The organism is Streptomyces sp. Ru73 (assembly GCF_002920575.1).
Classification (GTDB): domain Bacteria; phylum Actinomycetota; class Actinomycetes; order Streptomycetales; family Streptomycetaceae; genus Streptomyces.
In genome coordinates this window covers 1-24139 of record NZ_PQSQ01000094.1, presented here as the reverse complement: position 1 = coordinate 24139, position 24139 = coordinate 1, and the positions used below count along the sequence as shown (strand labels likewise).

The window sequence follows — 24139 nt, the reverse complement described above, 5'->3', positions numbered from 1 at the left end:
CGTACGAGCTCGGGATGCGCGTCTTCCTGCCGACAACGTACGCGGGCGCCACGGCCGTTCGGCCACGGAGAGGTGGTTGAACGCGTCCCGAGCCCGTACGCTGCCGAGCACCCGCCGCGGGCACGGCGCCGGGCCTGCTCGCCGGTGGGGCGGGCGGCGGCACGGCCACGCGCCGCCGCCCCGCGCTGTTCCGCTTCCGCGGCGGCCGCCCCCGTCGGACCACCAAGCCACCGAGGCGCGGCCTGCGGAAACGCCTTCCGCGCCGGCCGGCACCGACCGGTCCGCCGGTGGACACCGACGTCCCGGGACCGTACGGCGCGTGCGCGCGGACGCTCGGCCCCTGTGCCGTACCGGGCGAAGCCGCTTCCCTGGCGCTGCTGGCCCACGACCTGCATCGGCTGGACCACCGCGCACGACGGTTCAGTCCTTCGCATGACTGCTTGCGGTCGAGCGAACGGCTCCGGCGCTGCCCGCGCGGACGAAGCCGAATGACGGACCGAGTGGGGCGGAGAGCGGCGGTCCGGCGTACGAGGCACACAATGGCCCTGCGCCCGGCGCCGGTCCGGCGGCGCTGCGACCCCGGCTCGGCAGGCCCTGCGGCCCGACGACTCGATTGGGGTCTGGAGGAACTGGGGTCACACCCGCACCATCTTGAAGGGTGATGACATCCGCCCGGCCCACTGCAGGTGCGGGTGTGGCTGACGCTCTCCGAAAGGTGTCCGCATGATCAGAAGACCACGCCCTGCCTTCCTCGCCCGGGCGGGAATGCTCGCCGCCGTCCTGCTCGCACTGGCCGGACTGCTTCCGGCCACGGCCGCGCCCTCGGCCGGACCGGCGACCGCGCCCTCGGCAGCATCGGCGACCGCACCGGTGGCCGCGCGCGTCGGGCCCGCGGCGGCGGCCGGTACGTTCCGCAATCCGCTCAACACGGGCCCCGACCCGTTCCTGACGCACTGGAACGGGTCCTACTACCTGACCACCACCCAGGGCGACAGCATCAAGATGTGGCGCTCGTCCTCCCTCGGCAACCTGTTCGCCACCGACCCCGTCACCGTGTGGACCGACTCGGACCCCGCCCGCAACCAGCACCTCTGGGCCCCGGAGTTCTACCGTTTCGGTGACCGCTGGTATCTGTACTACACGGCCGACGACGGCGTGGACGAGCATCACCGGCCGTACGTCCTGGAGTCCGAGCGCGACGATCCCACCGGGCCGTACCACTTCAAGGCCAGGCTGGCGCCGCCCAACCACGCGAACGACTTCGCCATCGACGCGAGCATCATGCGGCACAACGGCCGGCTGTACCTGGCCTACAGCGGCCTCAACGCGTACCAGCACAACGGGCTCAACATCGCCCCGATGTCCAACCCCTACACGGTCTCCGGCGACGCCGTCGCCCTCGACGCGGCCGGCGGCTGCCCCGAGGTGCGGGAGGGGCCCGAGTTCCTGTACCGCAACGGCCGTACCTGGATGACGTATTCGACCTGCGACACGGGCAAGCCCGACTACCAGCTCTGGATGATGTCGCTGCCCTCGGACGCCGATCCGCTCGTGCCGGGCAACTGGCGGCAGCACCAGGGCGCGGTCTTCTCGCGGGCCGACGACCGTGGCGTGTTCGGCCCCGGCCACCACGCCTTCTTCCGCTCGCCTGACGGTACCGAGGACTGGCTCGTCTACCACGCCAAGACCACGTCCGCGTACACGTACGGCAACCGCACGACCCGCGCCCAGAAGATCACCTGGCGCGCGGACGGCAGCCCCGACCTGGGCCGGCCCCTCGCGCTCGGCGCCACCCAGGACCTGCCCTCGGGCGACCCCGGACCGGGCAACTACTGGATCAATGACGACGGCCGCTCCAGCGGCCCCGGCAGCCTGGCCTACACCGGTACGTGGAACTCCGGTACGGCCTGCGGCACCCAGTGCTTCTGGAGCGACGACCACTGGAGCGACCGGGCCGACGCCACGGCCACCTTCTCCTTCACCGGCACCCGCATCGCCCTGCTGTCCGTCAAGGACACCGGCAACGGCTACGCGGCCGTCAGCATCGACGGCGGACCGGAGCAGCAGGTCGACTTCCACGGCTCGCCCCGGGTCGGCGAGGCCCTCCAGTACATGAGCCCGCGCCTCGCGAACGGCAAGCACACCCTCCGCGTCCGCGTGACGGGCCGTCACAACAGCGAGTCCCAGGCGGCGTTCGTGAGCATCGACCGCGCGGAGGTGTACGTGAACTGACGCGCTGCCGGGGTGATTGGCGGTCCGGCGGCCGGCGGTGGGTTCCGTGACCGCCGACCGCCACGCGCCGCCTCCGTGGGCCGGCCGTGTGCTCAGGCGCGGCTGGCCCGCAGCATCTCCTCGCGCTCCACGACCTTGATCCGCTCGCGGCCGGCCGGCTCGCCGAGCGCACGCTCATGGGCGTCCAGGTGGTGCCAGCCCTCCCAGGTCGTGTAGCGCACGGAACGCTCCCGGAGGAACCTGACGATCGCCTCCGGGTCGGGCGCCTCGGGCTCGGGCAGCCGGCCCGCTGCGTGGTCGGACAGGAACGACGCCACGGTCTCGTTCGCGTCGCCCTTGGTGTGCCCGATCAGCCCGACCGGGCCGCGCTTGATCCAGCCGGTGACGTAGATCGAGGTGAGCGGCGCGCCGGCCCCGTCGACGACCCGCCCGGCCTCGTGCGGCACGGTGCCGGAGACCGTGTCGAACGGCAGCTTGGGCAGCTCGTCGGAGAGGTAGCCCACCGCCCGGTAGACGCCCTGCACGTCCCAGTCGCGGAACTGCCCGGTGCCGCGGACGTTGCCGGTGCCGTCCAGCTCCGTACGCTCCGTCCGCAGTCCGACCACACGGCCGTCCTCGCCGAGGAGTTCCACGGGCGACTCGAAGAAGTGCAGGTGCAGGCGGTGCGGCCGGTCTCCGGGGTCGCGGATGGCCCACTTCTCCAGCGTCGACGCGACCAGGTCGGCCTGCTTGTTGCTGCGCCGGGTGGCTATGGAGCCGTCGTCGTACTCGATGTCCTCGGGGTCGACGATGACCTCGATGTTCGGCGAGTGGTCGAGCTCGCGCAGCTCCATCGGGCTGAACTTGGCCTGCGCCGGGCCGCGGCGGCCGAAGACGTGGACCTCGCGCGCCCGGTTGGCGGCCAGGCCGTCGTACACGTTCGGCGGGATCTCCGTGGGCAGCAGCTCGTCGGCGGTCTTGGCCAGGACGCGGGCGACGTCGAGCGCGACGTTGCCGACGCCCAGCACGGCGACCTTCTCCGCGTGCAGCGGCCAGGTGCGCGGCACGTCGGGGTGGCCGTCGTACCAGGAGACGAAGTCGGCCGCGCCGTACGAGCCGTCCAGCTCGATGCCGGGGATCTTCAGGTCACGGTCGGCGCTGGCGCCCGTGGAGAAGATCACCGCGTCGTAGAAGCGGCGCAGGTCCTCGAGGGCCAGCTCGTCCGGGTAGGAGACGTTGCCGAAGAGCCGGATCTGCGGCTTGTCGAGGACCTTGTGCAGGGCCGTGACGATGCCCTTGATCCGGGGATGGTCGGGCGCGACGCCGTAACGGATCAGGCCGAAGGGCGCGGGCATGCGCTCGAACAGGTCGATGGACACGCCCGGGTCGTGGGCGGCGTCGGACTTCAGCAGGGCGTCTGCGGCGTAAATGCCGGCGGGACCGGCCCCTACGACGGCCACCCGGAGGGGGCGTGGCATGAGAACTGGACTCCTTCAGACAGGCGGGGACGGCAGAGCACGGGAGCGCTGGTTAGGTAACCCTAACTTATGTCGATCTCGTGCGCTGTGGGCGTCCCGCGTCCGCCGGTGTCCCACGTCCGCCGGCGCCCCGCGCCTGCCGGTCGGCGCACCGCCGGCGGCCCCGCGCCGCCCGCCTCAACTCCCGGCCGGCGGCTCCGGCTCTCCTCCGTCGGCGTCGTACACCTTGGTGAACGTGGCCCCGCACCGGCAGCGGAAGTGCTCGATCAGCTGCCCGTCTTCCGACACGCTCAGCCACTGGCTGAGTCGCACATGCACATGAACGCCCATGTGAAGCTGCCTTTCTCGACCTCCGGCTCAGGGTGGCGGCGCGCCGCTTTCGACGGCAATGTCGCAGATCACACACCGCCGGTGCAGGGCCTGCCGCGGGCGGTCCGCATTCCGCCCTTGACACGGCAAGGCTCAAGTTTTATTTCAGAGGTGCAGGCAAGTAGGCACGGGCAAGCCGGTCGGGAACCACGGCCCGCAGCAGGCGAGGAGGTGGCCGTCATGCCGACGCGGGGCCAGGGCGCTGACCTGTACGCGGTGCTGGGGGTCACGCCCACGGCGACGGCCGAGGTGATCACTTCGGCCTTCCGCGCCCGGGTACGGGAACTGCGCCCCGACACCCGCGTCGACGCGGCCACCGCCGCCCGGTTCGGCACGGTGCGAGCGGCATACCAGACGCTGCGCGATCCGGCCCGGCGCGCCGCCTACGACCGAAGCCGCCGTCGGCCGGACGGCCACGGACGCGCCGACGCCCCGCCCGTCCCGCCCGCGCGACGGCATGTCGTGGTGTTCGGGGCCGCCCGCGCCGAGCCGCCGCTGCGCGCGGGACCCGTCCGGTGGCAGCCGGCATCCGGATGAGGTGGGCCAGGTGCGCGCGCCCGCACGGCTGCGTGCAGCACAGCAAGGGACGAGGAGGGAGAACCAGATGGCACGCTCGGTCGGCATCGACCTCGGCACGACGAACTCGGTGGTCTCGGTCCTCGAAGGCGGCGAGCCCACCGTCATCGCCAACACCGAAGGGGCCAGGACCACCCCCTCGGTCGTGGCCTTCGCCAAGAACGGTGAGGTCCTCACCGGCGAGGTCGCCAAGCGGCAGGCCGTGACGAACGTGGACCGCACCGCGCGTTCGGTCAAGCGGCACATGGGCGACCACGGCTGGCGCTTCCCCGAGCACGGCGACATCGACGGCAAGCGGTACACCGCACAGGAGATCTCCGCACGCGTGCTGCAGAAGCTCAAGCGGGACGCGGAAGCGTACCTGGGCGAGGACGTCACCGACGCGGTGATCACCGTGCCCGCCTACTTCGACGACACCCAGCGGCAGGCGACCAAGGAGGCCGGCGAGATCGCGGGCCTGAACGTCCTGCGGATCATCAACGAGCCGACGGCCGCCGCGCTCGCGTACGGCCTGGACAAGGAGGGCGACCAGACGGTCCTCGTCTTCGACCTGGGCGGCGGCACGTTCGACGTGTCCCTGCTGGAGATGGGCGAGGGCGTCATCGAGGTCAGGGCCACCAACGGTGACACGCACCTGGGCGGCGACGACTGGGACCAGCGGATCGTCGATCACCTGATCAAGCAGTTCCTGAACCACTACGGCGTCGACCTGTCCAAGGACAAGATGGCCGTGCAGCGCCTGCGCGAGGCCGCGGAGAAGGCGAAGATCGAGCTGTCGTCCGCCACCGAGACGACGATCAACCTGCCCTACATCACCGCCTCCGACCAGGGCCCGCTGCACCTGGAGGAGAAGCTCACCCGCTCGCAGTTCCAGCAGCTCACCGCCGATCTGCTGGAACGCTGCAAGGAGCCGTTCCACAACGCGCTCAAGGACGCCGGGGTCAAGGTGCGCGACGTGGACCACGTGGTCCTGGTCGGCGGTTCGACCCGTATGCCGGCCGTCACCGACCTGGTGAAGGAGCTGACCGGCAAGGAGCCGCACAAGGGCGTGAACCCCGACGAGGTCGTGGCGATCGGTGCGTCGCTGCAGGCCGGTGTCCTCAAGGGTGAGGTCAAGGACGTTCTGCTGCTGGACGTCACCCCGCTGTCCCTGGGGATCGAGACCAAGGGCGGCATCATGACCAAGCTCATCGAGCGGAACACGACGATCCCGACCAAGCGTTCGGAGATCTTCACCACCGCCGAGGACAACCAGCCGTCGGTGCAGATCCAGGTCTACCAGGGCGAGCGCGAGATCGCGGCGTACAACAAGAAGCTCGGCATGTTCGAGCTGACCGGTCTGCCGCCGGCCCCGCGCGGTGTCCCGCAGATCGAGGTCTCCTTCGACATCGACGCCAACGGCATCATGCACGTGACCGCGAAGGACCTCGGCACGGGCAAGGAGCAGAAGATGACCGTCACCGGCGGCTCCGCACTGCCCAAGGACGACATCGACCGCATGGTCCGCGAGGCCGAGCAGCACGCCGAGGAGGATCGCCGGCGGCGCGAGGCGGCCGAGACCCGCAACCGGGGCGAGCAGCTCCTCTACTCCATCGAGAAGCTGCTCAAGGACAACGCCGAGCAGATTCCGGCAGAGGCGAAGTCCGAGACGGAGACGGCCCTGGCCGACCTCAGGGAGAAGCTGAAGGGCGAGGACGCCGCCGCGATCCGGCAGGCGGTGGACCGCACGGAACAGGCCGCACAGAAGGTCGGCACGGCCCTGTACGACACGTCGCGGACCGGGCAGGCGACCGGGGCGGGCCGGGCGTCGTCGGGAGACGGTGCCGGTACCGGTGCCGAGGACGACGTGGTGGACGCCGAGATCGTCGACGACGACAGGCCGAAGACCGGCTGACGATGACGGCCCGGCTCTGACCTCCGGTTTTCACGCGGCCTGAGCGGGGACTTGTCAGGTTTGCTGAGACCGAGGTATATGAGTTTCGTGGTACGAGCGGCGGGAGCCCGCGGCGTCTGCGAGGCTCCCGCCCCACCAAGCGAAACGCGGAGCGAAAACCGGATCGTGACCGCCATTCCCTTGGGAGGGCCTCATGCGCATGTCCTGGGATGACTTCATCGCAGCGGTGCAAGAGCGCGGCGAGTACTCCTCACCGAAGGAGGCGGAACGCTCCTCCCGCGTCGTCCTGGCCCTGCTGGGCGCTCACCTGGTGGGCGAGGTACGCGCGGAGCTGGCCGCCCGGCTGCCCGAACCGCTGGCACGCATCCTGCTCAACCCCCTCCAGGCACACGAGCCGTTGTCGACCGAGCGGTTCATCCGCGCGACCGCGGCCTGGATCGAGGGAGCCACCGAGAAGACCGCGCCGTGGGACGTCGGCGCCGTTCTCAGCGTCGTGGCCGAGATCGCGGGCGAGGACCTGATGAACGGCATCCTGCTCCAGCTCCCGCCCGGCTACGACCTGCTCTTCGGCCACCCCCAGCCCAGCTGATCGCCGCACCCGGCCCAGGCGGTCCCCGGCCGCCGGCCGCTGGTGCGGATGGGCGAATCACCGTGTGCGAATATGCCGCCAAAGGGGCACACGTGGTGCGATGGAGCGCTACGTACAAGATCCAGAACCGCCGGCGGCCGCCACCATGCCGCGGCTGCGCCTGGGGGTGGTCGCCGATCCCGGGCTGCCCAGTGACATCGCGGCCGCCGTGGTGAACGAACGGCTGCCGCCCCTGCTGAGCCGCCGGGTCTCCGACGAGGTGGTGTGGGAGGTGGAGCTGGAGCAGCAGGAACTGCCGCTGGACGAGCACGGCACCGTACCGCTGCTGGAGCTGGCGGGCGAGCGCAGGCCGGAAGCCGGCTGGGACATGTTCGTCTACCTCACCGACCTGCCGCGCGGGCCGGCCGCCCAGCCGGTACTCGCGGACCTGAGCAGCCGGGACCAGGCCGCGCTGATCAGCCTGCCGGCCATCGGCGGCGTGCGGCTGCGGCATCACGTGACGCGCGCCCTCGTCCACATCGTCGACCGGCTCCACCACTCCACGGCGCGGCCCGCGGGCCGGCGGGCGCTGCGGCGCTGGAGCGAATGGACCTCATCGGTACGCGAGCGGACCTCGGACGAACACGCCCTGGACACCTCCCTGGTGCTGGTGGGGCGCCGCGGGACGTTCCGGTTGCTGTGCGGCATGGTGCGCAACAACCGTCCCTGGCGGCTGGTGCCGCACTTGGCCAGTGCCACTGCCGCGGCCGCCGCGACGGCGGCGTTCGGCATCTTCTACTCCAGCATCTGGCAGATGGCCGACGCCATGTCCACCCTCCGCCTGACCGTCGTCACCCTGCTGGCCATCGGTGTCATGGTCGGCTGGCTGCTGTTCTACAACCACCTGTGGGACTCACCCCGCGGCAACCGGGCACGCAAGGACACCGTCCTGTACAACGCCTCCACCCTGTGCACCCTCGCCCTCGGCGTGAGCTGCATGTACCTGCTGCTGTACGGGCTGGCGCTGCTCGCGGCCGTGGTGGTCATCGACGACGGCTTCCTCGGCTCGCAACTGGGCCACCCGGCGGGCGCGAGCGACTACGCCACCGTGGTCTGGCTCGCCTGCTCCATGGGCATCGTCGCCGGAGCGCTCGGCTCCAGCCTGGACAGCGAAGCAGCCGTCCGCCAGGCCACCTACAGCAAACGCGAGCAGGAACGCCAGGCCCGCAACCGACGCCGGGCCGAGCAGTCCGAAGACCGGCATTCCGCTGCCGACGACCGGAGCCTCGCTCCCGACGACCGGAGCCCCAGCAGCTGACACGGCTGCGAGCTGACACGGCTGCCCGCGACAGGCGACAGGCGAGGAAAAAGACAAAGGCAAGGAGAACCCTCTCCTTGCCACTCTTAACTTATAGCTCACCGGGGGGCTTGCGGCAAGGCCCCGGTGGTAGCGCAGAATCATCGGCCGAAGCCACAGCCTGCGAAAACGGGGAAATGACGGCATGTGTTGCTGCCGGTTGTACGGGGGCGGGGGACGCGGTGACGTCGAACTGGGCGAAGCGCCGCCCGGCTCATCAGGGGAAGGCCATCACGGATGAGGACGCGCCCGGCAAGAGGTTCGACAGAGTGGGAGGCGCCGGTGATCAGACCGGCCAGTGCAGCGCAACGGAACACGACTGCCTCGGAGGCATCGCAGTGAACGAGCAGTACGTGTGGGACCTTGAAGAGATCGACGAGGAGCAGGTCGCGGCCGTCGGCGGCAAGGGCGCGCACCTGGGCGCGCTGTCGCGGATCGAGGGCGTCCGCGTACCGGCCGGCTTCTGCGTGACGACGGACGCCTTCCGCCGGATCATGGCGGAGGCGGCGCCGTCGATCGGCGACCGGCTCGATGCACTGTCGCGCGTGAACCCGGACGACCGGGAGGCCGTCCGCACGCTCAGCGCGCGGATCCGCCGGGCCATCGAAGAAACCCCGATCCCGGACGACCTCGCGGCGACGATCACCCGCGCGCTCGCCCGGCACAGCGAGCGGTACGGCGAGCAACACGGTGAGCAGACCGCCTACGCCGTCCGCTCCAGCGCGACGGCCGAGGACCTGCCGACGGCCTCCTTCGCAGGCCAGCAGGACACGTACCTGAACGTCATGGGGCCGACGGCGGTCCTCCAGCACATCAGCCGGTGCTGGGCCTCGCTGTTCACCGAGCGGGCGGTGACGTACCGCCGGCGCAACGGCATCGACCACCGTACGGTCCGGATGGCCGTGGTCGTGCAGCGGATGGTCTTCCCGTACGCGTCCGGCATCCTGTTCACGGCCGACCCCGTCACGGGCAACCGGAAGACCGCCACCGTGGACGCCGGCTTCGGCCTCGGCGAGGCCCTGGTCTCCGGCCTGGTGAACCCGGACGTCTTCACGGTGCGCGACGGCGAAGTCGTCGCCAGGACGATCGCCGCCAAGCAGCGCGCCGTGCGGGCCCTGCCGGCCGGCGGTACCGAGGAAGTGGCGGTCGACGCGCAGCGGCAGGAGCAGCCGGCGCTGACGGACGCGCAGGCCGTGGAGCTCGTCCGGCTCGGACGGCGGATCGAAGCACACTTCGGCCGCCCGCAGGACATCGAATGGTGCCTGGCCGACGACGGTTTCCGGATCGTCCAGAGCCGGCCGATCACCACGCTGTTCCCCATCCCGGAGGCCGGCGACCAGGAGAACCACGTCTACGTCTCCGTCGGCCATCAGCAGATGATGACCGACCCCATGAAGCCCCTGGGGCTCTCCGTGTGGCAGCTGACGGCCATGGTGCCGATGCACGAGGCCGGCGGCAGGCTGTTCGTCGACGTCACCCGGCGCCTGGCCGCGCCCGCGAGCCGGGCCGGCCTCCTGGACCTGGTGGGCAGAGGCGACCCGCTGGTCAGGGACGCGCTGGAGACCGTCCTCGACCGCGAGGACTTCGTCCCGTCGCTCCCGGACGCGGAGCCGGCCCGGCCGCCGGCCGGCGGCGCGCCCGCCCCGATCGAGACCGATCCGGCCCTCGTCACGGAGCTGGTCCAGCGCAGCGAGGCGTCCATCGCCGCCCTGGAGCGCGACATCGCCACGAAGAGCGGACCGGCGCTGTTCGACTTCCTGCTGGAGGCCTTCCAGGAGCACAAGCGCGTACTCGGCGACCCGCAGAGCATGCAGGCGATCATGGCCGGGATGGAGGCCACCTGGTGGCTCAACGACAAGCTGCAGGAGTGGCTGGGCGAGAAGAACGCGGCTGACACGCTCACCCTGTCCGCCCCCGGCAACATCACCTCGGAGATGGGCCTGGCGCTGCTCGACGTCGCCGACGCGGTCCGCCCGCACCCGGAAGTGGTGGCGTTCCTCCAGGGCGTCGGCGTCGAGGACGAGGGCTTCCTGGACGAGCTGGCGAAGCTCCCGGGCGGCAGCGAAGCACGCGACGCCATCGAGACCTACCTCGACCGGTACGGCATGCGGTGCGTCGGCGAGATCGACATCACGCGGCCGCGCTGGAGCGAGCGCCCCACCACCCTCGTACCCGTGATCCTCGACAACGTCAGGAACTTCGGGCCGGGCGCCGCCGAGCGGCGCTTCGAGGAAGGCCGGCAGGAGGCGCTGAAGAAGGAACAGGACGTGCTGTCCCGCCTGCGGACCCTGCCGGACGGGGACCGGAAGGCCGACGAGACCAAGCGGATGATCGACCGGGTCCGCACCTTCATCGGGTACCGGGAGTACCCGAAGTACGGCATCATCAGCCGCTACTTCGTCTACAAGCGGGCCCTGCTGGCGGAGGCCGAGCGCCTCGCGCAGGACGGCGTGCTCGCCGCGAAGGAGGACGTCTTCTACCTCACGTTCGAGGAGTTCCACGACGCCGTGCGCGCGCACCGGGTGGACGACCGGCTCATCCGGCAGCGCAAGGAGGCGTTCCGGTCGTACGAGGCACTCACCCCGCCCCGGGTGCTCACCTCGGACGGCGAGGCCGTCAGCGGGGCGTACCGGCGCGACGACGTGCCGGCCGGTGCGCTGGCCGGCCTCCCGGTTTCCGCCGGGACCGTGGAGGGACGGGCCCGCGTCATCCTCGACATGGCGGAGGCCGATCTCGAAGCGGGCGACATCCTGGTCACGCCCTTCACGGACCCCAGCTGGTCGCCCCTGTTCGTCGGGATCGCCGGGCTGGTGACGGAGGTCGGCGGCCTGATGACCCATGGCGCGGTGATCGCCCGGGAGTACGGTCTGCCGGCCGTGGTGGGCGTGGACCGCGCCACCCAGCTGATCCGGGACGGTCAGCGAATCCGGGTGCACGGCACCGACGGGTACGTCGAGATCCTGTCCTGACCGGGGCCGACACCGGGCACTGGCCGCCGAGAGAGGGGAGGGGGACTCCTCAGACCGTGCCTTGGGCGAGCATGGCGGCGGCCACGCGCTCGAAGCCCGCGATGTCGGCACCCAGGACGTAATTGCCGGGGGCGCCGTACCGGTCGGCGGTGGCGCGGCAGGTGTCGTGGATGGTGCGCATGACGGCCGAGAGCCGCGCCTCGACGAGTCGGGCCGGCCAGGCTTCGCGCCGGGCGTTCTGCTGCATCTCAAACGCGCTGACGGCGACGCCGCCGGCGTTGGCCGCCTTGCCCGGGCCGAACGCCACCCCGGCCTCCTGCAGGATGCGCACGGCGGCCGGGGTGGTCGGCATGTTCGCGCCCTCCGACACGGCCTTCACTCCGTTGTCCACCAGGACCGAAGCGGCCCCGGCGGCCAACTCGTTCTGCGTGGCCGACGGCAGTGCGACATCGGTGGGGACGTCCCACACACTGCCGCCGGCCACGTAGTGCGCCGACGCGCCACGACGTGCCGCGTACTGGCTCACCCGGCCCCGCTCCACCTCCTTGACCTGCCGCAACAGGGCCACGTCGATCCCCTTCCCGTCGATCACACAGCCCCCGGAATCGGAAGCGGTGACGACGTGGGCCCCCATGGCCTGCGCCTTCTCGATGGCGTGGAGCGCGACGTTGCCCGAGCCGGAGACCGTGACGCGCTGCCCGTCCAGGTCCTCGCCGCGGGCCCGGAGCATCAGGGCGGCGAAGAGCACGGTGCCGTACCCGGTGGCCTGCTTCCGTACCGCCGAGCCACTCCACGCGGGGTCCTTTCCGGTGACGGTGCCCGCCTCCCAGCGGTTGGTGATGCGCCGGTACTGGCCGAAGAGGTAGCCGATCTCGCGCTCGCCGACACCGATGTCGCCGGCCGGCACGTCGGTGTGCTCGCCGAGGTGCCGGTGGAGTCCGGTCATGAAGGACTGGCAGAAGCGCATGACCTCGCCGTCGGAGCGGCCGCGCGGATCGAAGTCGCTGCCGCCCTTTCCGCCGCCGAGGGGCAGCCCGGTGAGCGCGTTCTTGAAGACCTGCTCGAAACCCAGGAACTTCACGATGCCCAGGTTCACCGACGGGTGGAACCGCAGGCCGCCCTTGTACGGCCCCAGGCTGCTGTTGAACTCCACGCGGAAGCCGCGGTTGACCCGGGTCCTCCCGGTGTCGTCCGTCCAGGGGACCCGGAAGAGGATCTGCCGCTCGGGCTCCACGATGCGTTCCACGAGCCCCGGTTCGTTGAATTCGGGGTGCGCGGTGAGTGCCGGTGCGAGGTGCTGCAGGACCTCCAGCACCGCTTGGTGGAATTCCGGCTCGCCGGGGTTGCGGCGCAGCAGTTCGGTGTGGAGTTGTTCCAGTACCAGCAGTTCAGGGGTCAGGACGCGTCCTCCGGCCGTGGCGGTCGGCATGGGGTCCTCCTTTCGCCGTGCGGCTGTACGTGATCGGGCGGGGCGTTGGCCGTACGGGCTACGCCGCCGGGCGGAAGGCGAGCACGGTGTTGTGCCCGCCGAACCCCAGTGAGTTGCTCAGCGCCAGCCGGATCCGCTGCGGCCGGGGAGCGCCGGACACCACGTCCACGGTGTCGGTGCCCGGCCCGGCGCGCAGGAAGTTGGCGGTGGGCGGAACGAGACGGTGCTCGACCGTCAGCACGGTGAGCGCGGCTTCCACGGCGCCCGCAGCGCCCATGGTGTGTCCGGTGACGCCCTTGGGGGCGGTCACCGAGGGCGGACCGGCGGAGAAGTGCGCGTGCAGCGCCGAGGCTTCGACGCGGTCGTTGAGGGGCGTGCTGGTGCCGTGCGCGTTGACGTGGTCGACCTCGTCCGGCGTGGCCCCGGCCGTGCGCAGGGCCTCCCGTACGGCCCGGCCGAGGCCGCGCCCCTCGGGGTCCGGTGCCACCGGGGCGCGGACCGGCTGGAGACCATGGCCGCCTTCACCGCCCTGATGTGCGAGCGGTACGGCGGCGCACACGGCAGGTCCGCGCTCGCGCTGTTCCTCGCCGAGGACGTCACCACGCTGCTCACCGCGCCTGCCCACCCGCCCGTACGCCGCGCCCTGCTGACCGGAGCCGGCCACTTGACGCTGCTGCTCGGCAACATGACGCACGAGGTCGGCCGCCCCGCGCTGGCGCAGCAGTACCACGCCCTCGCCCTGGAATTCGCGCACGCCGCCGAGGACCGCGCCGCCTACACGATCACCCTGCGCTGCATGGGCCTGCAGGCCCACCGGCTCGGCGACCGCCGGCAGGCCACCGCGTGGGGGAACGCGGCCGTCGAACTCGCCGGAGCGGACGTCCCGTACGCCGTCCGCGCGTTCGTACACGCCGGGCGCGCGGTCCTACGGGCCGGCGGCCGGAGCCGCAGGGCCCTGGCGGACCTCACGGCGGCCGAGCGCCATCTGGCACGCGCGACGGGAGCCGAAGGGCCCTTCACCAGCTCCCCGGAGACCGCCCTGCGCTACCAACGGGCCGAAGCCCTCTCGCTCCTCGGCGAGCGGGCCGAGGCGCGGACGGAGCTGGAGTCCTCGCTGACCGGCCGCCCCGCCGGCCACCACAGGGCACGTGCCCTGCTGCACGCCCGGCTCGCCCGCGCCCTGCTGGCCGACCACGAGGTCGAAGCCGCGGTCGCGCACGCCCACGCCTTCCTGGACCACTACCAGCGCCTGGCGAGAGGATCCGCGCACGGCGTACGCGGCACCCTGCTGCGGGAGTTCTCCCCCTACCGTACGATCGCCTCCGCCGAGGCCCTCAGGGAGCGCCTGCGGGCGACGGCGCCCTGACTCCGGCGCACTCGTCCTGCTCGGCCGCAGGAGCCCTCGGAGTGTGCACCACGACCGCCGCCCCCTCACTCTCCACGTGCGGCCCGGCCGTGGCGATCAGCAACAGCGCGGCCACATCAAAAGGATCTGTCACGCCACTACAGATATCGACGCACGCCGGTGCTCAATCCGGCTCCCCGGCCCACACCACCGATCAGGCTGGGCACATCACCCGTAAGCATCCGCACGCCGGGTGAGAACGGGACCTGAGCTCACAGCACCTGCGGGGGGCCGAGGGCGTACGCGAGGCCGGTGTCGAGGTCGGTTTCGTAACCGGCGCGGAAGGCGGCCTGGAACGCACGGGCGCCCAAGGTGGCGTGGGCCCGCCGTTCGCAGGACCGGCGGGCGGCGACGAATTCCGGAATCCCCGCCTGGGGCAGGCCGATGGTGCGCCAGAGGTGCTGGGCCAGCCCGAGCAGCCAGGCGGCGCGCTCGCTCCGCCCGGCGGCGCCCGTGGCCACCGCGAGCACGTCCAGGGACAGGGCGCACCCCAGGCTGTCGTGCAGCCGCCGTTTGACCTCCAGTGCCGCCCGCGCGTAGTGCAGCGCGGCCTCGGGCCGGCCGCAGGCCAGTTCGGCATGTGCCCGCATGACGTCGCCGTACGCACGCATCCACCGCTCGCCGTGCCGTCCGCACTCCGTGCGCATGCCCTCCAGCATGGCGATGGCTTCCTTGGGACGGCCGTCGACGGTGAGCACATTGCCCGCCAGCACCCGGGCCAGCAGCCTGGCGAGGGGGAGCGGCCCGAGGAGCCCACCGGCCTCCGGTGCGGTGATGTCGAGCAGGTGTTCCGACAGGGAGAACACCCGCGGCCGGTCGCCGAGCATGGTCGCCGCCACCAGCAAGCACGCCCGTGCGGTGGTGGCCGCGTCCTCGTCACCGAGCCGTTCGGCCTCGGCGACGCACTGGCCGGCCCAGGCGGCGCCGGCCGCGGCATCGCCCTGGCACAACAGGACCATGCTGCAGACCCACAGGGCCTTGTTGCGCGGCGGGCTCGGTTCGGTGCCGAGGGCAAGGGCGCGTTCCAGGTAGTGCTGTCCTTCCTTGAGGTGTCCGCAGGGGTACCAGAAGAACCACAACGCTCCGGCAAGTTCCAGCGCGGTGGGCCCGTCCTGCTGGGCCAGGGTGTGCTCCAGCGCGGCACGGAAGTTGGCGTGCTCGCTGTTCGCCCGGTCGTACCAGCCGTACTGGTCGGGCCCGATCCAGGCGGTGTCGCCGCGGCGGGCCAGTGCCAGGTAGAAGTACTGGTGGCGCTGGCGCAGCCGGTCCTCCTCGCCCAGCCGGCGCAGCCAGGCCGTACCGTATTCGCGGATGGTGTCGAGCATGCGGTAGCGGTCTCCGCCCGCGGTCGGCACCCAGCTCAGAATCGATTTTTCCACCAGAGCGCCCAGCAGGCCGGGGATGTCCTCGCACGGTAGGTGCACACCGGCGCAGACCCGGCCGGCCGCCTCCGAGTCGAAGCTGCCGGCGAAGACGGACAGCCGGGCCCACAGCAGCCGCTCGGCAGGGGTGCACAGTTCGTGACTCCAGCCGATGGCGGTACGCAGCGCCTGGTGCCACGGGGGCGCCTCACTGCACATGGAGGTCCCGACGCCCGGACGCGGCGCGGCGTGGGGGAGGAGCCGGGAGCCGGAGGGAGATGCGGTGTCGGAGGGAAGCGCGGTGCCGGGCGGGACCATGTCGGGTGTGCCGAGTACGGCGAACCGGTCGTCCAGCCTGTCGGTCAACTCCCGGACGGACAGCTCCTGCAGGCGGGCCGCGGCCAGCTCCAGGGCGAGCGGCAGTCCCTCCAGGCGCCGGCACAGTCTCAGCACGTCGGCCCGGTTGGCGTCGGTGATCTCGAAGCCCGGTACGGCCCGGGCGGCCCGCTCGGCCAGCAGCACCACCGCGTCCGCTCCGGCCGCCGCGCGGTCGTCGGCCGCCGGCACCGGCAGCGGGTCGATCAGCACCACGTGTTCTTCCGCCATGCCCAGCGGACGGCGGCTGGTGAGGAGTATCCGCAGCCCGGGGGCGGCCGCCAGCAGGGTCCGGGCGGCCTCGGCGCAGACGTCGACGAGGTGCTCGCAGGTGTCCAGGACGAGCAGCAGCTCCCGGTCGGCCAGGTAATCGGCCACGACCTCGATCATCGGGCGGGTGATCTCGTTGGCCACCGACAGCGCCTGGCCGATCGCATGCGGCAGCAGTATGCCCTCCTGAAGGGGCGACAGCTCGACCCACCAGGCCCCATCGCGGAAGTACGGCTTCAGCCCGGCCGCGGCCGCCTGCGCCAGCCGGGTCTTGCCGACCCCACCGACCCCGGTGAGGGTCACCAGCCGCGCCCCCGTGCCGTCCCCGTACAGCCGCTGGATCTCCGCCAGTTCCGCCCGGCGCCCTACCAGACGCGTCTTCTGCACGGGAAGGCTCCCGGGAGGATGTGCGGGCTGGTGCTCCGGCGCGTTGCCGGACACGTTCCTTGCTCGCCGTTCGTCACCGGTCACGATCGTCCGTCTTTCGCCCGTCCGTCGTCCATCCGACGCCCCGCAGGGACCGTCTCCAAGCAGCGTCGCGACTCCTCCCCCCGGTGTCACCGGCCAGCGGAAAAATGAGCATGAGTGACTCCTGCCGATCGTGCCGGACCGGCAGGTGGACGGGAAGGACTGCACGACGAGCCGGCGTGAGAGCCGAAAGGGACGGGACCGGCCCAGGGCCTTAGGGGGTGCGGTGGCGGGGGATGCGTTGGAGTCCGACGTGACCGTCGCGGGGCCGACACTACGGTGGAGGGCCGCACCCCATAGTCCGGGGTGCGGCCCTCCACGCATGTGCTTATGAGCTCCAGCCGCCGTACGGCACGGTGATCAGCTCCATGGCATGGCCCGCCGGGTCCATGAAGTACACCCCGCGGCCGCCGTCGTTGTGGTTGATCGCGCCCGGTTGCTGCCGGTGCGGGTCGGCGTAGTGCTCTATGCCGCGCTCGCAGATCCGTGCGTACGCCGCGTCGAACTCCTCCTCGGAGACCAGGAAGGCGTAGTGCTGCATGGTGATGTGCTCCGCCGGGATCGTGGCGAAGTCCAGCGTGACGCCGTTGCTCAGGCCGACCGCGATGAACGGGCCCCACTCCGCGGTGATCTCGAGGCCCAGCAGGTCCGCGAAGAACTGGGCGGACTCCCGGTTGTCCCGGGCGTGGACGATCGTGTGGTTCAACTCAACCGACAAGGAATGCCTCCGAAGGCATCTCCCGACACCTCCATGCCTCACCCAGCCGGTGACCGACACGCGATGTCCCGGTAGACCATAGTCGAAGTCGTCCGAGCCGGGTGATGCCGTCGATCCGCGGTTGGGCTGCCGGGGTGCCCCCATGGACACGGCCGGCCCGGACGGCCGGTGCAGCCGCCCCGCCCGCGTCGGTATTCGAGCAACATTCCGCGTGCCGCGGGCCGTTCTCTTGTCCGGATCGCCTCGGCCGTCGCGGTGCGGGTGCTGGGGTCGCCCCGAGTCCTGGACACGGGCCGTGTGACATATGACCGGGGCGCGGCAGTGGTCGGGGGGCAGGCGCGCTCTGGTGTCGGTGTCCTCACCTGGTCGGACCGTTCGGGCAGCGCGGCCCTTGTGTTGGGCATATGCATTTCTCATAGGCGCGAGGTGACATTTGTGACTGTTGGCATCTGTCGTTCGCGTGGGAACGTCGTTGTGCTCGGAACGTGGCGCAAATGCAGCGCCCTTCCTGGCCATTGACGGCGGTCCGAGGGACGACGCGGGGGTGGGCATGAATCCGGAGTACGCCGCTTATTGCGACGCCGACCGCTGGTTCTACGACGCCCCCCGCCGGGTGACGGAGCAGCAGCGGGGCGGCGGGCTTTTCGAGGAAGCGGCGTGCCCCGCGGCCCCGGAGGGCTGGGAGGAGCTGCACAACAGCGACTGGACGGCGTTGTCGCCGGCCGGTGCGCGTCTCCCCGCCCAGGGCTGGAAGATCCATGTCTCCGCGGGCCTGGACAACGCCGGCAAGGTGCTGCGCGCGGTGGCCGGGTACTGCTTCGCGCGGCGGATCGCGTTCAAGTTCGTGCCGAGCCGGTATCTGCTCCACATCAAGAACGCCAAGTACGCCGACCGCGCGAGCAGCGGCAAGTTCATCACGGTGTACCCCGTGGACGACGGGCACTGCGAGGAGACGGCGCGGGAGCTGGACCGGTTACTGGCCGGCGAGCACGGCCCGTACATCCTGAGCGATCTGCGCTGGGGCAACGGCCCGGTGCACGTGCGGTACGGCGCGTTCGCCCGGCGCTACTGTCACGGTGACGACGGCGAGCTCGTCCCCGCCGTCGAGAATCCGGCGGGGGAGCTCGTACCCGATCCGCGCGGACCGTCGTTCCGGCTGCCGGGGTGGGTTTCTCCGCCGGAGTTCCTCGCACCGCACCTGGCGGCGCGTTCCGCGCAGAGCCTGGCCGACCTGCCGTACGTCATCGAGAGAGCGCTGCACTTCTCCAACGGCGGTGGCGTCTATGCGGGGCGCGACCGGCGCACCGGACGGCCGGTGGTGCTCAAGGAGGGCCGCCCGCACGCGGGGCTCGCGGCCGACGGCGCCGACGCGGTGAGCCGGCTGCACCGCGAGCAGTGGGCGCTGGAGCGGCTGGCGGGCCTGGACGGCGTCCCGCAGGTGCTGGACTCCTTCACCCTCGGCGAGCACCGCTTCCTGGTGCTGGAGTACGTGGAAGGCGCCACACTCAACACCGTCTTCGCACGGCATTTCCCCCTCTCCGAAACCGATCCGCCGGCCGACCGGCTCGCCGCGCACACGGAGTGGGCCGAGCGGATGTACGGGCTGGTGGAGCGGGTGGTGCGGCAGGTGAACGACCGGGGACTGGTCTTCGGCGACCTGCACATGAGCAATGTGATGGTCTCGCCCGACGAGTCCACGGTCACCCTCCTCGACTTCGAGTCCGCCTCACCGGCCGAGGAGAACCGGCGCCAGGTGGTGGCCAACCCCGCGTTCGTCGCCCCTGCCGACCGCCGTGGGACGGAGATCGACCGGTACGCGCTGGCCTGTCTGAGACTGGCGCTGTACGCACCGCTCACCACTCTCTTCCCGCTCGACCGCGCGAAGGCGGGCCACCTGGCGGACATCATCGCCGACCGGTATCCGGTGCGGCGGGAGCGGCTCGACCGGGCGGTCGCGGAAATCACCGCCACCTCCCCTCGTACCACCTCTCCAGGTACCTCCCCGTCCGCCACGGCGATGCCGTCCGCCCCGCCGGCGTACCTGCCGGTGCATCCCGGCGACTGGCCCGCGGCGCGGGACTCCATGGTGCGGGCCATCCTCGCCTCCGCCACGCCGCAGCGCAGCGACCGCTACTTCCCGGGCGACATCGCCCAGTTCGCCACACCGTGCGGCGGCCAGTCCTTCGGATACGGCACAGCGGGCGTGCTGCACGCGCTGCAGAGCGCGGGCGTCCGCTGCGAGGACGCCGAGGAGTGGCTGTTACTGCGCAGCAAAGAGCCCGAGGCCGGGACGCCGGTCGGCTTCTACGACGGACTGTCCGGCATCGCCTGGACCCTGGCGCGACTGGGACACCGCGCGGCCGCCGCCGAACTCGCGCACCTGGTCGCCCGGCAGCCGCTGTACGGCCTGAACGCCGGGCTGCACTCCGGGCTGGCCGGAGTCGGCCTCGCCCTGCTGGAGCTGGCCCGGACCCTGGAGGAACCCACGCTCCACGACACCGCGCTGCGCTGTGCTGAGCTGACCGCCGACCGCCTCGCCGCCGAGCCCGCCGGCACTGCGCGCGCCGGTCTGCTGCGCGGCGCCACCGGCCCCGCGCTGCTCTTCCTCCGCCTCCACGAACACACCGGGGACCCCGCCCTCCTGGACGCCGCGGCAACGGCGCTCCGGAGCGACCTGGCCCGTTGCGTCCGCGACGACCGCGGCGCGCTGCTGGTCCGCGAGCCGCGCCGTACGATGCCGTACCTCGGCGGCGGCAGCGTGGGCATCGGAATGGTCCTCGACGACTACCTCGTCCACCGTGAGGACGAGGAGTTCGCCACGGCGCGGGCGGAGATCCTGCAGGCCGCGCGCTCCTCCTTCTACATCCAGCCGGGGCTCTTCCGAGGCGTTGCGGGCCTGATCCTGCACCGGGCCCGGACGACCGCACCCGGCGACGGCAGACACCAGGACGTGGCCCGCCACTCCGAGCTCCTCGCCTGGCACGCGATCCCCTACAAGGGGCAGCTCGCGTTCCCCGGGGAGCAGCTCTCCCGGCTGTCCATGGACCTGTCCACCGGTACCGCCGGCTGTCTGCTCGCCCTCGGCAGTGTGCACCACCCCGACCGGGCGCACCTGCCCTTCCTCCCGCCGCTGCGGCGGCCCACGGACCGGTCCCGACCAGGGGCCGAAGGCAAGTCGCACGACCAACACACCGCTCAGTCCCCAGAAAGGTAACAGTCATGGCACTGCTCGACCTTCAGGCGATGGACACCCCGACCGAGGAAGCCGCCGGCGACCTGGCCCACGGCAGCCAGGTGTCCCTGCTCGTCTGCGAGTACAGCTCCCTCAGCGTCACCCTCTGCACCCCGTGACGCAGGTCCGTCCTTCGTCCGGCCGCCGAGGCACCGGCTCCGGCCGACGCCCGGTGAAGGGATGACACTCCGGTTCCGGGCGGACTCCGGTCCGCCCGGAACCGGCCGTCCCCGCACTCCCTCAGGAGGAACCATGGGCTCGCCCACGGCGAGCGCGGCGGAGACGGACGCCCCCGGCCGCCTGCTGCGGGCCGCGTCCCGGCACAGCGCGGGACGGCTCGCGGCGGTGGCGCTCTGCTCCGTCGCCGCCTCAGGGGCGGCGCTCACCGTGCCCACCGCGCTGGGCCACGCCGTCGACGTGCTGCTCTCCGGCGGTACGGACGGCAGCGGAGCCGTACTGCTCTGCGCCGCACTGCTCGCCACGGAGATCGGGCTGGACGCCGCCGTGGCCTGGCTCGGCGGTACGGCCACGGCCCGTTCCACCGCGTGGCTGCGGCACCGCGGCGCCCGCCGGCTGCTGGCAGCCGCTCCCCACCACGCCGGCTCACTCGGCTCCGGAGACCTGGCCACCCGGCTGACCGCGAACACCGCCGACGCGGGGACCGTGCCCGTCACGGCGGTGACCGTCGTGACCGCGGCGCTCCCTCCGCTGGGCGCCTTGGTGGCCCTGTTCGTCATCGACGCGTGGACCGCAGCGGCCTTTCTGACGGGCGTGCCCCTGCTGCTGCTTCTGCTGCGTACGTTCGTCCGGGGCACCGCCGAGAGCAACGCCGCGTACCAGCGTCTGCAGGCCGCGATCGCAAGCCGGCTGGGCGAAGCGCTGGCCGGCGCGCGGACCATCGCCGCGGCCGGTACCGGTGACCGCGAGCGGGACCGTGTGCTCGGCCCTCTGCCCCAACTCGACGCACAGGGCCGCCGCATGTGGCAGGTGTACGGACGCGCCATGGCGCGCGGCGGCGTCCTGATGCCACTGCTGACCACCGTCGTCCTCGCCGTCGGCGGGCTCCGGCTGACCGCGGGGCAGCTCAGCGTCGGCGACCTGCTCGCACTGTCCCGTTACGCGACCCTGGCGGCAGGCATCGGTACGGTCACCGGCGCGCTCAACGCGCTGGCCAGGGGGCGCGCCGCGGCCCGCCGCGTGGCAGCGCTGGAGGAGCTGCCACCGCTGCCGCACGGGGGCGCACGCCTTCCGGCGGACGGCAACGGCGCGCTGGAGCTGCGTGACGTCGTCGTCGACCGGGACGGCAAACGGCTGCTGGACGTCCCCGCGCTGCGGCTGCCGGGCGGCACGACCATGGCCGTCGTCGGCCCCTCGGGCTCCGGCAAGACGCTGCTGGCCGCGGTGGCGGGCCGGCTGCTCGGCCCGGACACCGGCACGGTGCTCCTCGACGGCGTACCGCTGCCGGACCTGACGTACGAGCAGACCCGGCAGGCGATCGGCACCGCGTTCGCGCGCCCCGTGCTCTTCGGGCCGACCGTCGAGGAGGCCCTCGCCTGCGGCCCACGGCGGCCGACACCACCGGAGGTCCGGGAGGCGGCGCGCGCGGCCGGTGCGGACGGCTTCGTCACGCTCCTGCCGGACGGTTACCGCACCCGCCTGGACGCGGCCCCGCTCTCCGGCGGCGAACGCCAGCGACTGGGCCTCGCCCGCGCGTTCGTGGGCGGCGAACGCCTGCTGATCATGGATGACGCCACGTCCAGCCTCGACACGGTCACCGAGCAGCAGGTCAACCGCGCGCTGATCTCCACGGTACGGGCCCCCACCCGGCTCATCGTGGCGCACCGGCCGTCGTGTGCAGCCCTCGCCGACACGGTGGTCTGGCTGGAGCGCGGCAGGATACGGGCCACCGGGAGTCATCAGCAGCTGTGGCAGGACCCGGACTACCGCGCCAACTTCACCACGACGGACCCGCCGGTGCCCACGGCGAGCGGGGCCGAGCGGTGAGCACACTGCACGAGCGCGCGACACCTCCCGGTACGGAGGCGAGCCCGAAACCCGGTACGGAGGGAGGCCCGCAGCCGGGTGCCACGGCGCGGGGACCGCTGCGGCGGCTCCGGCGTCCCGGGCACCATTTCCTGCGGCGGCACCGCCGCTCCCTCGCCGTGCTCGCCGCCTGGTCGCTGCTGGAGTCCGGGCAGACCTTCCTCGGCGGGTACGGCGCGGCGCGGGCCCTGGACGACGGCTTCCTGGCGGGCCGCCCCGTGGCCGGCCTGCTCTGGCTGGCGGCCTCGGCGGCGGGCATCGTCATCGGTGGCGGCGCCGTGCGCGGAGTCTTCGCGGGCCTGGCCGGGCTGGTGGAACCGCTGCGCGACGGGCTCGTACGGCGGACGGTGCAGCGCGCGCTGGACGACGCGCTCACCGCCCCCGCCCGCGCGGACAGTTCATCGGTGTCCCGGCTCACCGGGCAGACGGAGGCGGTGCGGGACGGCTTCGCCGGGGTGGTGCTCACCCTGCGCTCGTTCGTGTTCACCGCGGTCGGCGCCCTGCTCGGGCTCAGTGCGCTCGCGCCGGTGCTGCTGCCGATCGTGCTGCTGCCGCTCGCGCTGGGCATCGGCCTGTACCTCTTGACCCTCTCGCCCATGGCCCGGTGGCAGCGTGCCTTTCTCGATGCCGACGAGGCGCTGGCAGCCGCCTCGGGAGGGGCCTGCGAAGGGCTCCGGGACATCACCGCCTGCGGCGCCGGCCCACGCGTCACCGAGGAGCTGGACGCGCTCATCACCGCCGAGGCCGCCGCTTCCCGGGCACTCGCCCGGTGGTCCGCCGCGCGCACCTGGGCGCTCGGGGCCGCAGCGCACCTTCCGACGCTGTCGCTGCTGGCCGGCGCGCCATGGCTGCTGCGCAACGGCGTCACCGCAGGGGCCCTCCTCGGGGCGCTCACCTATCTGACGCAGTCCCTGCTGCCTGCGCTCAACACGCTGATGACCGCCCTGGGCGCCGCGGGCACGCGGCTGCTGGTGATACTCGACCGGCTGGCCGGACCGGCAGCCGTGCCGGCGCCCCGCCCCGACGCCGGCGGTGTACCGGCCGACCGACCGGTTCCGACGACGACCGGCACCGTACGTAGCCGCCGCACGCCTGCCCCCTGCGCCCCCGCGCCCTGCGTCCCCGCCCCCTCCGGCCTCGCGTCCGATGCCGAGAATCCGTACCCGCCGGCGGTCGAACTCCGCTCCGTGACCTTCGGATACGGAGGCCGGCCCGTACTGGACCGGCTGGACCTCACCGTACGGCGCGGGGAGCACCTGGCCGTGGTCGGCCCCAGCGGAATCGGCAAGTCCACGCTGACCGCGCTGATCGCCGGAATGATCACGCCCGGAACCGGCGACGTCCTCGTGGCCGGCGAGACAGTCATGGGCCGCCACGCGCGGGAGCTGGCGGACCGGCGGGCTCTCGTACCGCAGG

General features: G+C 72.2%; 16 protein-coding genes. 11 read left to right on the top strand and 5 right to left on the bottom strand.

The genetic code is table 11. From position 1 onward, the window contains the following. Nucleotides 1-723: 723 nt before the first annotated feature. The gene (locus C3486_RS29690; RefSeq protein WP_103835872.1) at nucleotides 724-2232 is read left to right on the top strand and encodes a family 43 glycosylhydrolase; all 1509 of its coding nucleotides are present in this window, start codon (nucleotides 724-726) and stop codon (nucleotides 2230-2232) included. 92 nt (nucleotides 2233-2324) lie between these two features. On the opposite strand, the gene C3486_RS29685 is transcribed toward C3486_RS29690, so the two are convergent. After that, nucleotides 2325-3689 carry an FAD-dependent oxidoreductase gene (locus C3486_RS29685; RefSeq protein WP_103835871.1) on the bottom strand — a complete coding sequence of 455 codons (1365 nt, stop codon included), beginning with the start codon at nucleotides 3687-3689 and terminating at the stop codon, nucleotides 2325-2327. Between the two features lie 549 nt (nucleotides 3690-4238). Between C3486_RS29685 and C3486_RS29680 the strand changes: the two genes are divergently transcribed. The 5 genes from C3486_RS29680 (at nucleotide 4239) to rph (ending at nucleotide 11422) form a co-directional block, all read left to right on the top strand. Further along, a complete protein-coding gene (locus C3486_RS29680; protein WP_103835870.1) occupies nucleotides 4239-4595 on the top strand; it encodes a J domain-containing protein in 357 nt (118 codons plus the stop codon). Nucleotides 4596-4662: 67 nt separating this feature from the next. Then, complete coding sequence (dnaK, locus tag C3486_RS29675) at nucleotides 4663-6528, top strand: molecular chaperone DnaK (protein ID WP_103835869.1); 1866 nt, start codon at nucleotides 4663-4665, stop codon at nucleotides 6526-6528. A gap of 193 nt (nucleotides 6529-6721) precedes the next feature. Further along, complete coding sequence (locus C3486_RS29670) at nucleotides 6722-7117, top strand: DUF2267 domain-containing protein (protein ID WP_103835868.1); 396 nt, start codon at nucleotides 6722-6724, stop codon at nucleotides 7115-7117. A gap of 100 nt (nucleotides 7118-7217) precedes the next feature. After that, nucleotides 7218-8414: a hypothetical protein gene (locus tag C3486_RS29665; RefSeq protein WP_219822262.1), complete on the top strand. Its 1197-nt coding sequence runs from the start codon at nucleotides 7218-7220 to the stop codon at nucleotides 8412-8414. A 377-nt stretch (nucleotides 8415-8791) separates the two neighbouring features. Further along, nucleotides 8792-11422: a rifamycin-inactivating phosphotransferase gene (rph, locus tag C3486_RS29660; protein ID WP_103835866.1), complete on the top strand. Its 2631-nt coding sequence runs from the start codon at nucleotides 8792-8794 to the stop codon at nucleotides 11420-11422. A gap of 49 nt (nucleotides 11423-11471) precedes the next feature. On the opposite strand, the gene gdhA is transcribed toward rph, so the two are convergent. Together gdhA and C3486_RS38330 are read right to left on the bottom strand one after the other, a co-directional pair. Beyond that, nucleotides 11472-12851, bottom strand: a complete 1380-nt coding sequence (gene gdhA / locus C3486_RS29655; protein WP_103835865.1) for an NADP-specific glutamate dehydrogenase — start codon at nucleotides 12849-12851, stop codon at nucleotides 11472-11474. A 58-nt stretch (nucleotides 12852-12909) separates the two neighbouring features. After that, nucleotides 12910-13338 carry a hypothetical protein gene (locus C3486_RS38330; RefSeq protein ID WP_374936932.1) on the bottom strand — a complete coding sequence of 143 codons (429 nt, stop codon included), beginning with the start codon at nucleotides 13336-13338 and terminating at the stop codon, nucleotides 12910-12912. A 24-nt stretch (nucleotides 13339-13362) separates the two neighbouring features. On the opposite strand from C3486_RS38330, the gene C3486_RS37030 reads away from it, so the two are divergent. Next, on the top strand, nucleotides 13363-14217 hold the full coding sequence (locus C3486_RS37030; protein WP_258053062.1) for a hypothetical protein: 855 nt from the start codon (nucleotides 13363-13365) through the stop codon (nucleotides 14215-14217). Between the two features lie 251 nt (nucleotides 14218-14468). Here the strand turns inward: C3486_RS37030 and C3486_RS29640 are convergent, their stop codons facing one another. Together C3486_RS29640 and C3486_RS29635 are read right to left on the bottom strand one after the other, a co-directional pair. Next, the gene (locus tag C3486_RS29640; RefSeq protein ID WP_103835862.1) at nucleotides 14469-16649 is read right to left on the bottom strand and encodes an NB-ARC domain-containing protein; all 2181 of its coding nucleotides are present in this window, start codon (nucleotides 16647-16649) and stop codon (nucleotides 14469-14471) included. 409 nt (nucleotides 16650-17058) lie between these two features. Continuing rightward, the gene (locus C3486_RS29635) at nucleotides 17059-17448 is read right to left on the bottom strand and encodes a VOC family protein (RefSeq protein ID WP_103835861.1); all 390 of its coding nucleotides are present in this window, start codon (nucleotides 17446-17448) and stop codon (nucleotides 17059-17061) included. 550 nt (nucleotides 17449-17998) lie between these two features. Here C3486_RS29635 and lanKC point away from each other — a divergent pair. From lanKC to C3486_RS29615, 4 genes are all read left to right on the top strand, one after another. Next, a complete protein-coding gene (gene lanKC / locus C3486_RS29630; protein WP_103835876.1) occupies nucleotides 17999-20662 on the top strand; it encodes a class III lanthionine synthetase LanKC in 2664 nt (887 codons plus the stop codon). Between the two features lie 5 nt (nucleotides 20663-20667). Continuing rightward, nucleotides 20668-20799 carry a SapB/AmfS family lanthipeptide gene (locus C3486_RS29625; RefSeq protein ID WP_103835860.1) on the top strand — a complete coding sequence of 44 codons (132 nt, stop codon included), beginning with the start codon at nucleotides 20668-20670 and terminating at the stop codon, nucleotides 20797-20799. A 133-nt stretch (nucleotides 20800-20932) separates the two neighbouring features. Continuing rightward, nucleotides 20933-22684, top strand: coding sequence for an ABC transporter ATP-binding protein (locus C3486_RS29620; protein ID WP_103835859.1), 1752 nt, complete (start codon nucleotides 20933-20935; stop codon nucleotides 22682-22684). Continuing rightward, nucleotides 22681-24139: ABC transporter ATP-binding protein (locus tag C3486_RS29615; protein ID WP_103835858.1), on the top strand; the 1459-nt coding region annotated here is incomplete at its 3' end. The genes C3486_RS29620 and C3486_RS29615, both read left to right, overlap by 4 nt.

Excerpts from the sequence above, each read along its gene's own strand:
- C3486_RS29685 (WP_103835871.1), bottom strand. The coding sequence starts at position 3,689 with ATGCCACGCCCCCTCCGGGTGGCCGTCGTAGGGGCCGGTCCCGCCGGC.
- C3486_RS29620 (WP_103835859.1), top strand. The coding sequence starts at position 20,933 with ATGGGCTCGCCCACGGCGAGCGCGGCGGAGACGGACGCCCCCGGCCGC.
- C3486_RS29670 (WP_103835868.1), top strand. The coding sequence starts at position 6,722 with ATGCGCATGTCCTGGGATGACTTCATCGCAGCGGTGCAAGAGCGCGGC.
- C3486_RS29680 (WP_103835870.1), top strand. The coding sequence starts at position 4,239 with ATGCCGACGCGGGGCCAGGGCGCTGACCTGTACGCGGTGCTGGGGGTC.
- C3486_RS29690 (WP_103835872.1), top strand. The coding sequence starts at position 724 with ATGATCAGAAGACCACGCCCTGCCTTCCTCGCCCGGGCGGGAATGCTC.
- dnaK (WP_103835869.1), top strand. The coding sequence starts at position 4,663 with ATGGCACGCTCGGTCGGCATCGACCTCGGCACGACGAACTCGGTGGTC.
- C3486_RS29625 (WP_103835860.1), top strand. The coding sequence starts at position 20,668 with ATGGCACTGCTCGACCTTCAGGCGATGGACACCCCGACCGAGGAAGCC.
- C3486_RS37030 (WP_258053062.1), top strand. The coding sequence starts at position 13,363 with ATGGCCGCCTTCACCGCCCTGATGTGCGAGCGGTACGGCGGCGCACAC.
- C3486_RS29665 (WP_219822262.1), top strand. The coding sequence starts at position 7,218 with ATGGAGCGCTACGTACAAGATCCAGAACCGCCGGCGGCCGCCACCATG.
- lanKC (WP_103835876.1), top strand. The coding sequence starts at position 17,999 with ATGAATCCGGAGTACGCCGCTTATTGCGACGCCGACCGCTGGTTCTAC.
- gdhA (WP_103835865.1), bottom strand. The coding sequence starts at position 12,851 with ATGCCGACCGCCACGGCCGGAGGACGCGTCCTGACCCCTGAACTGCTG.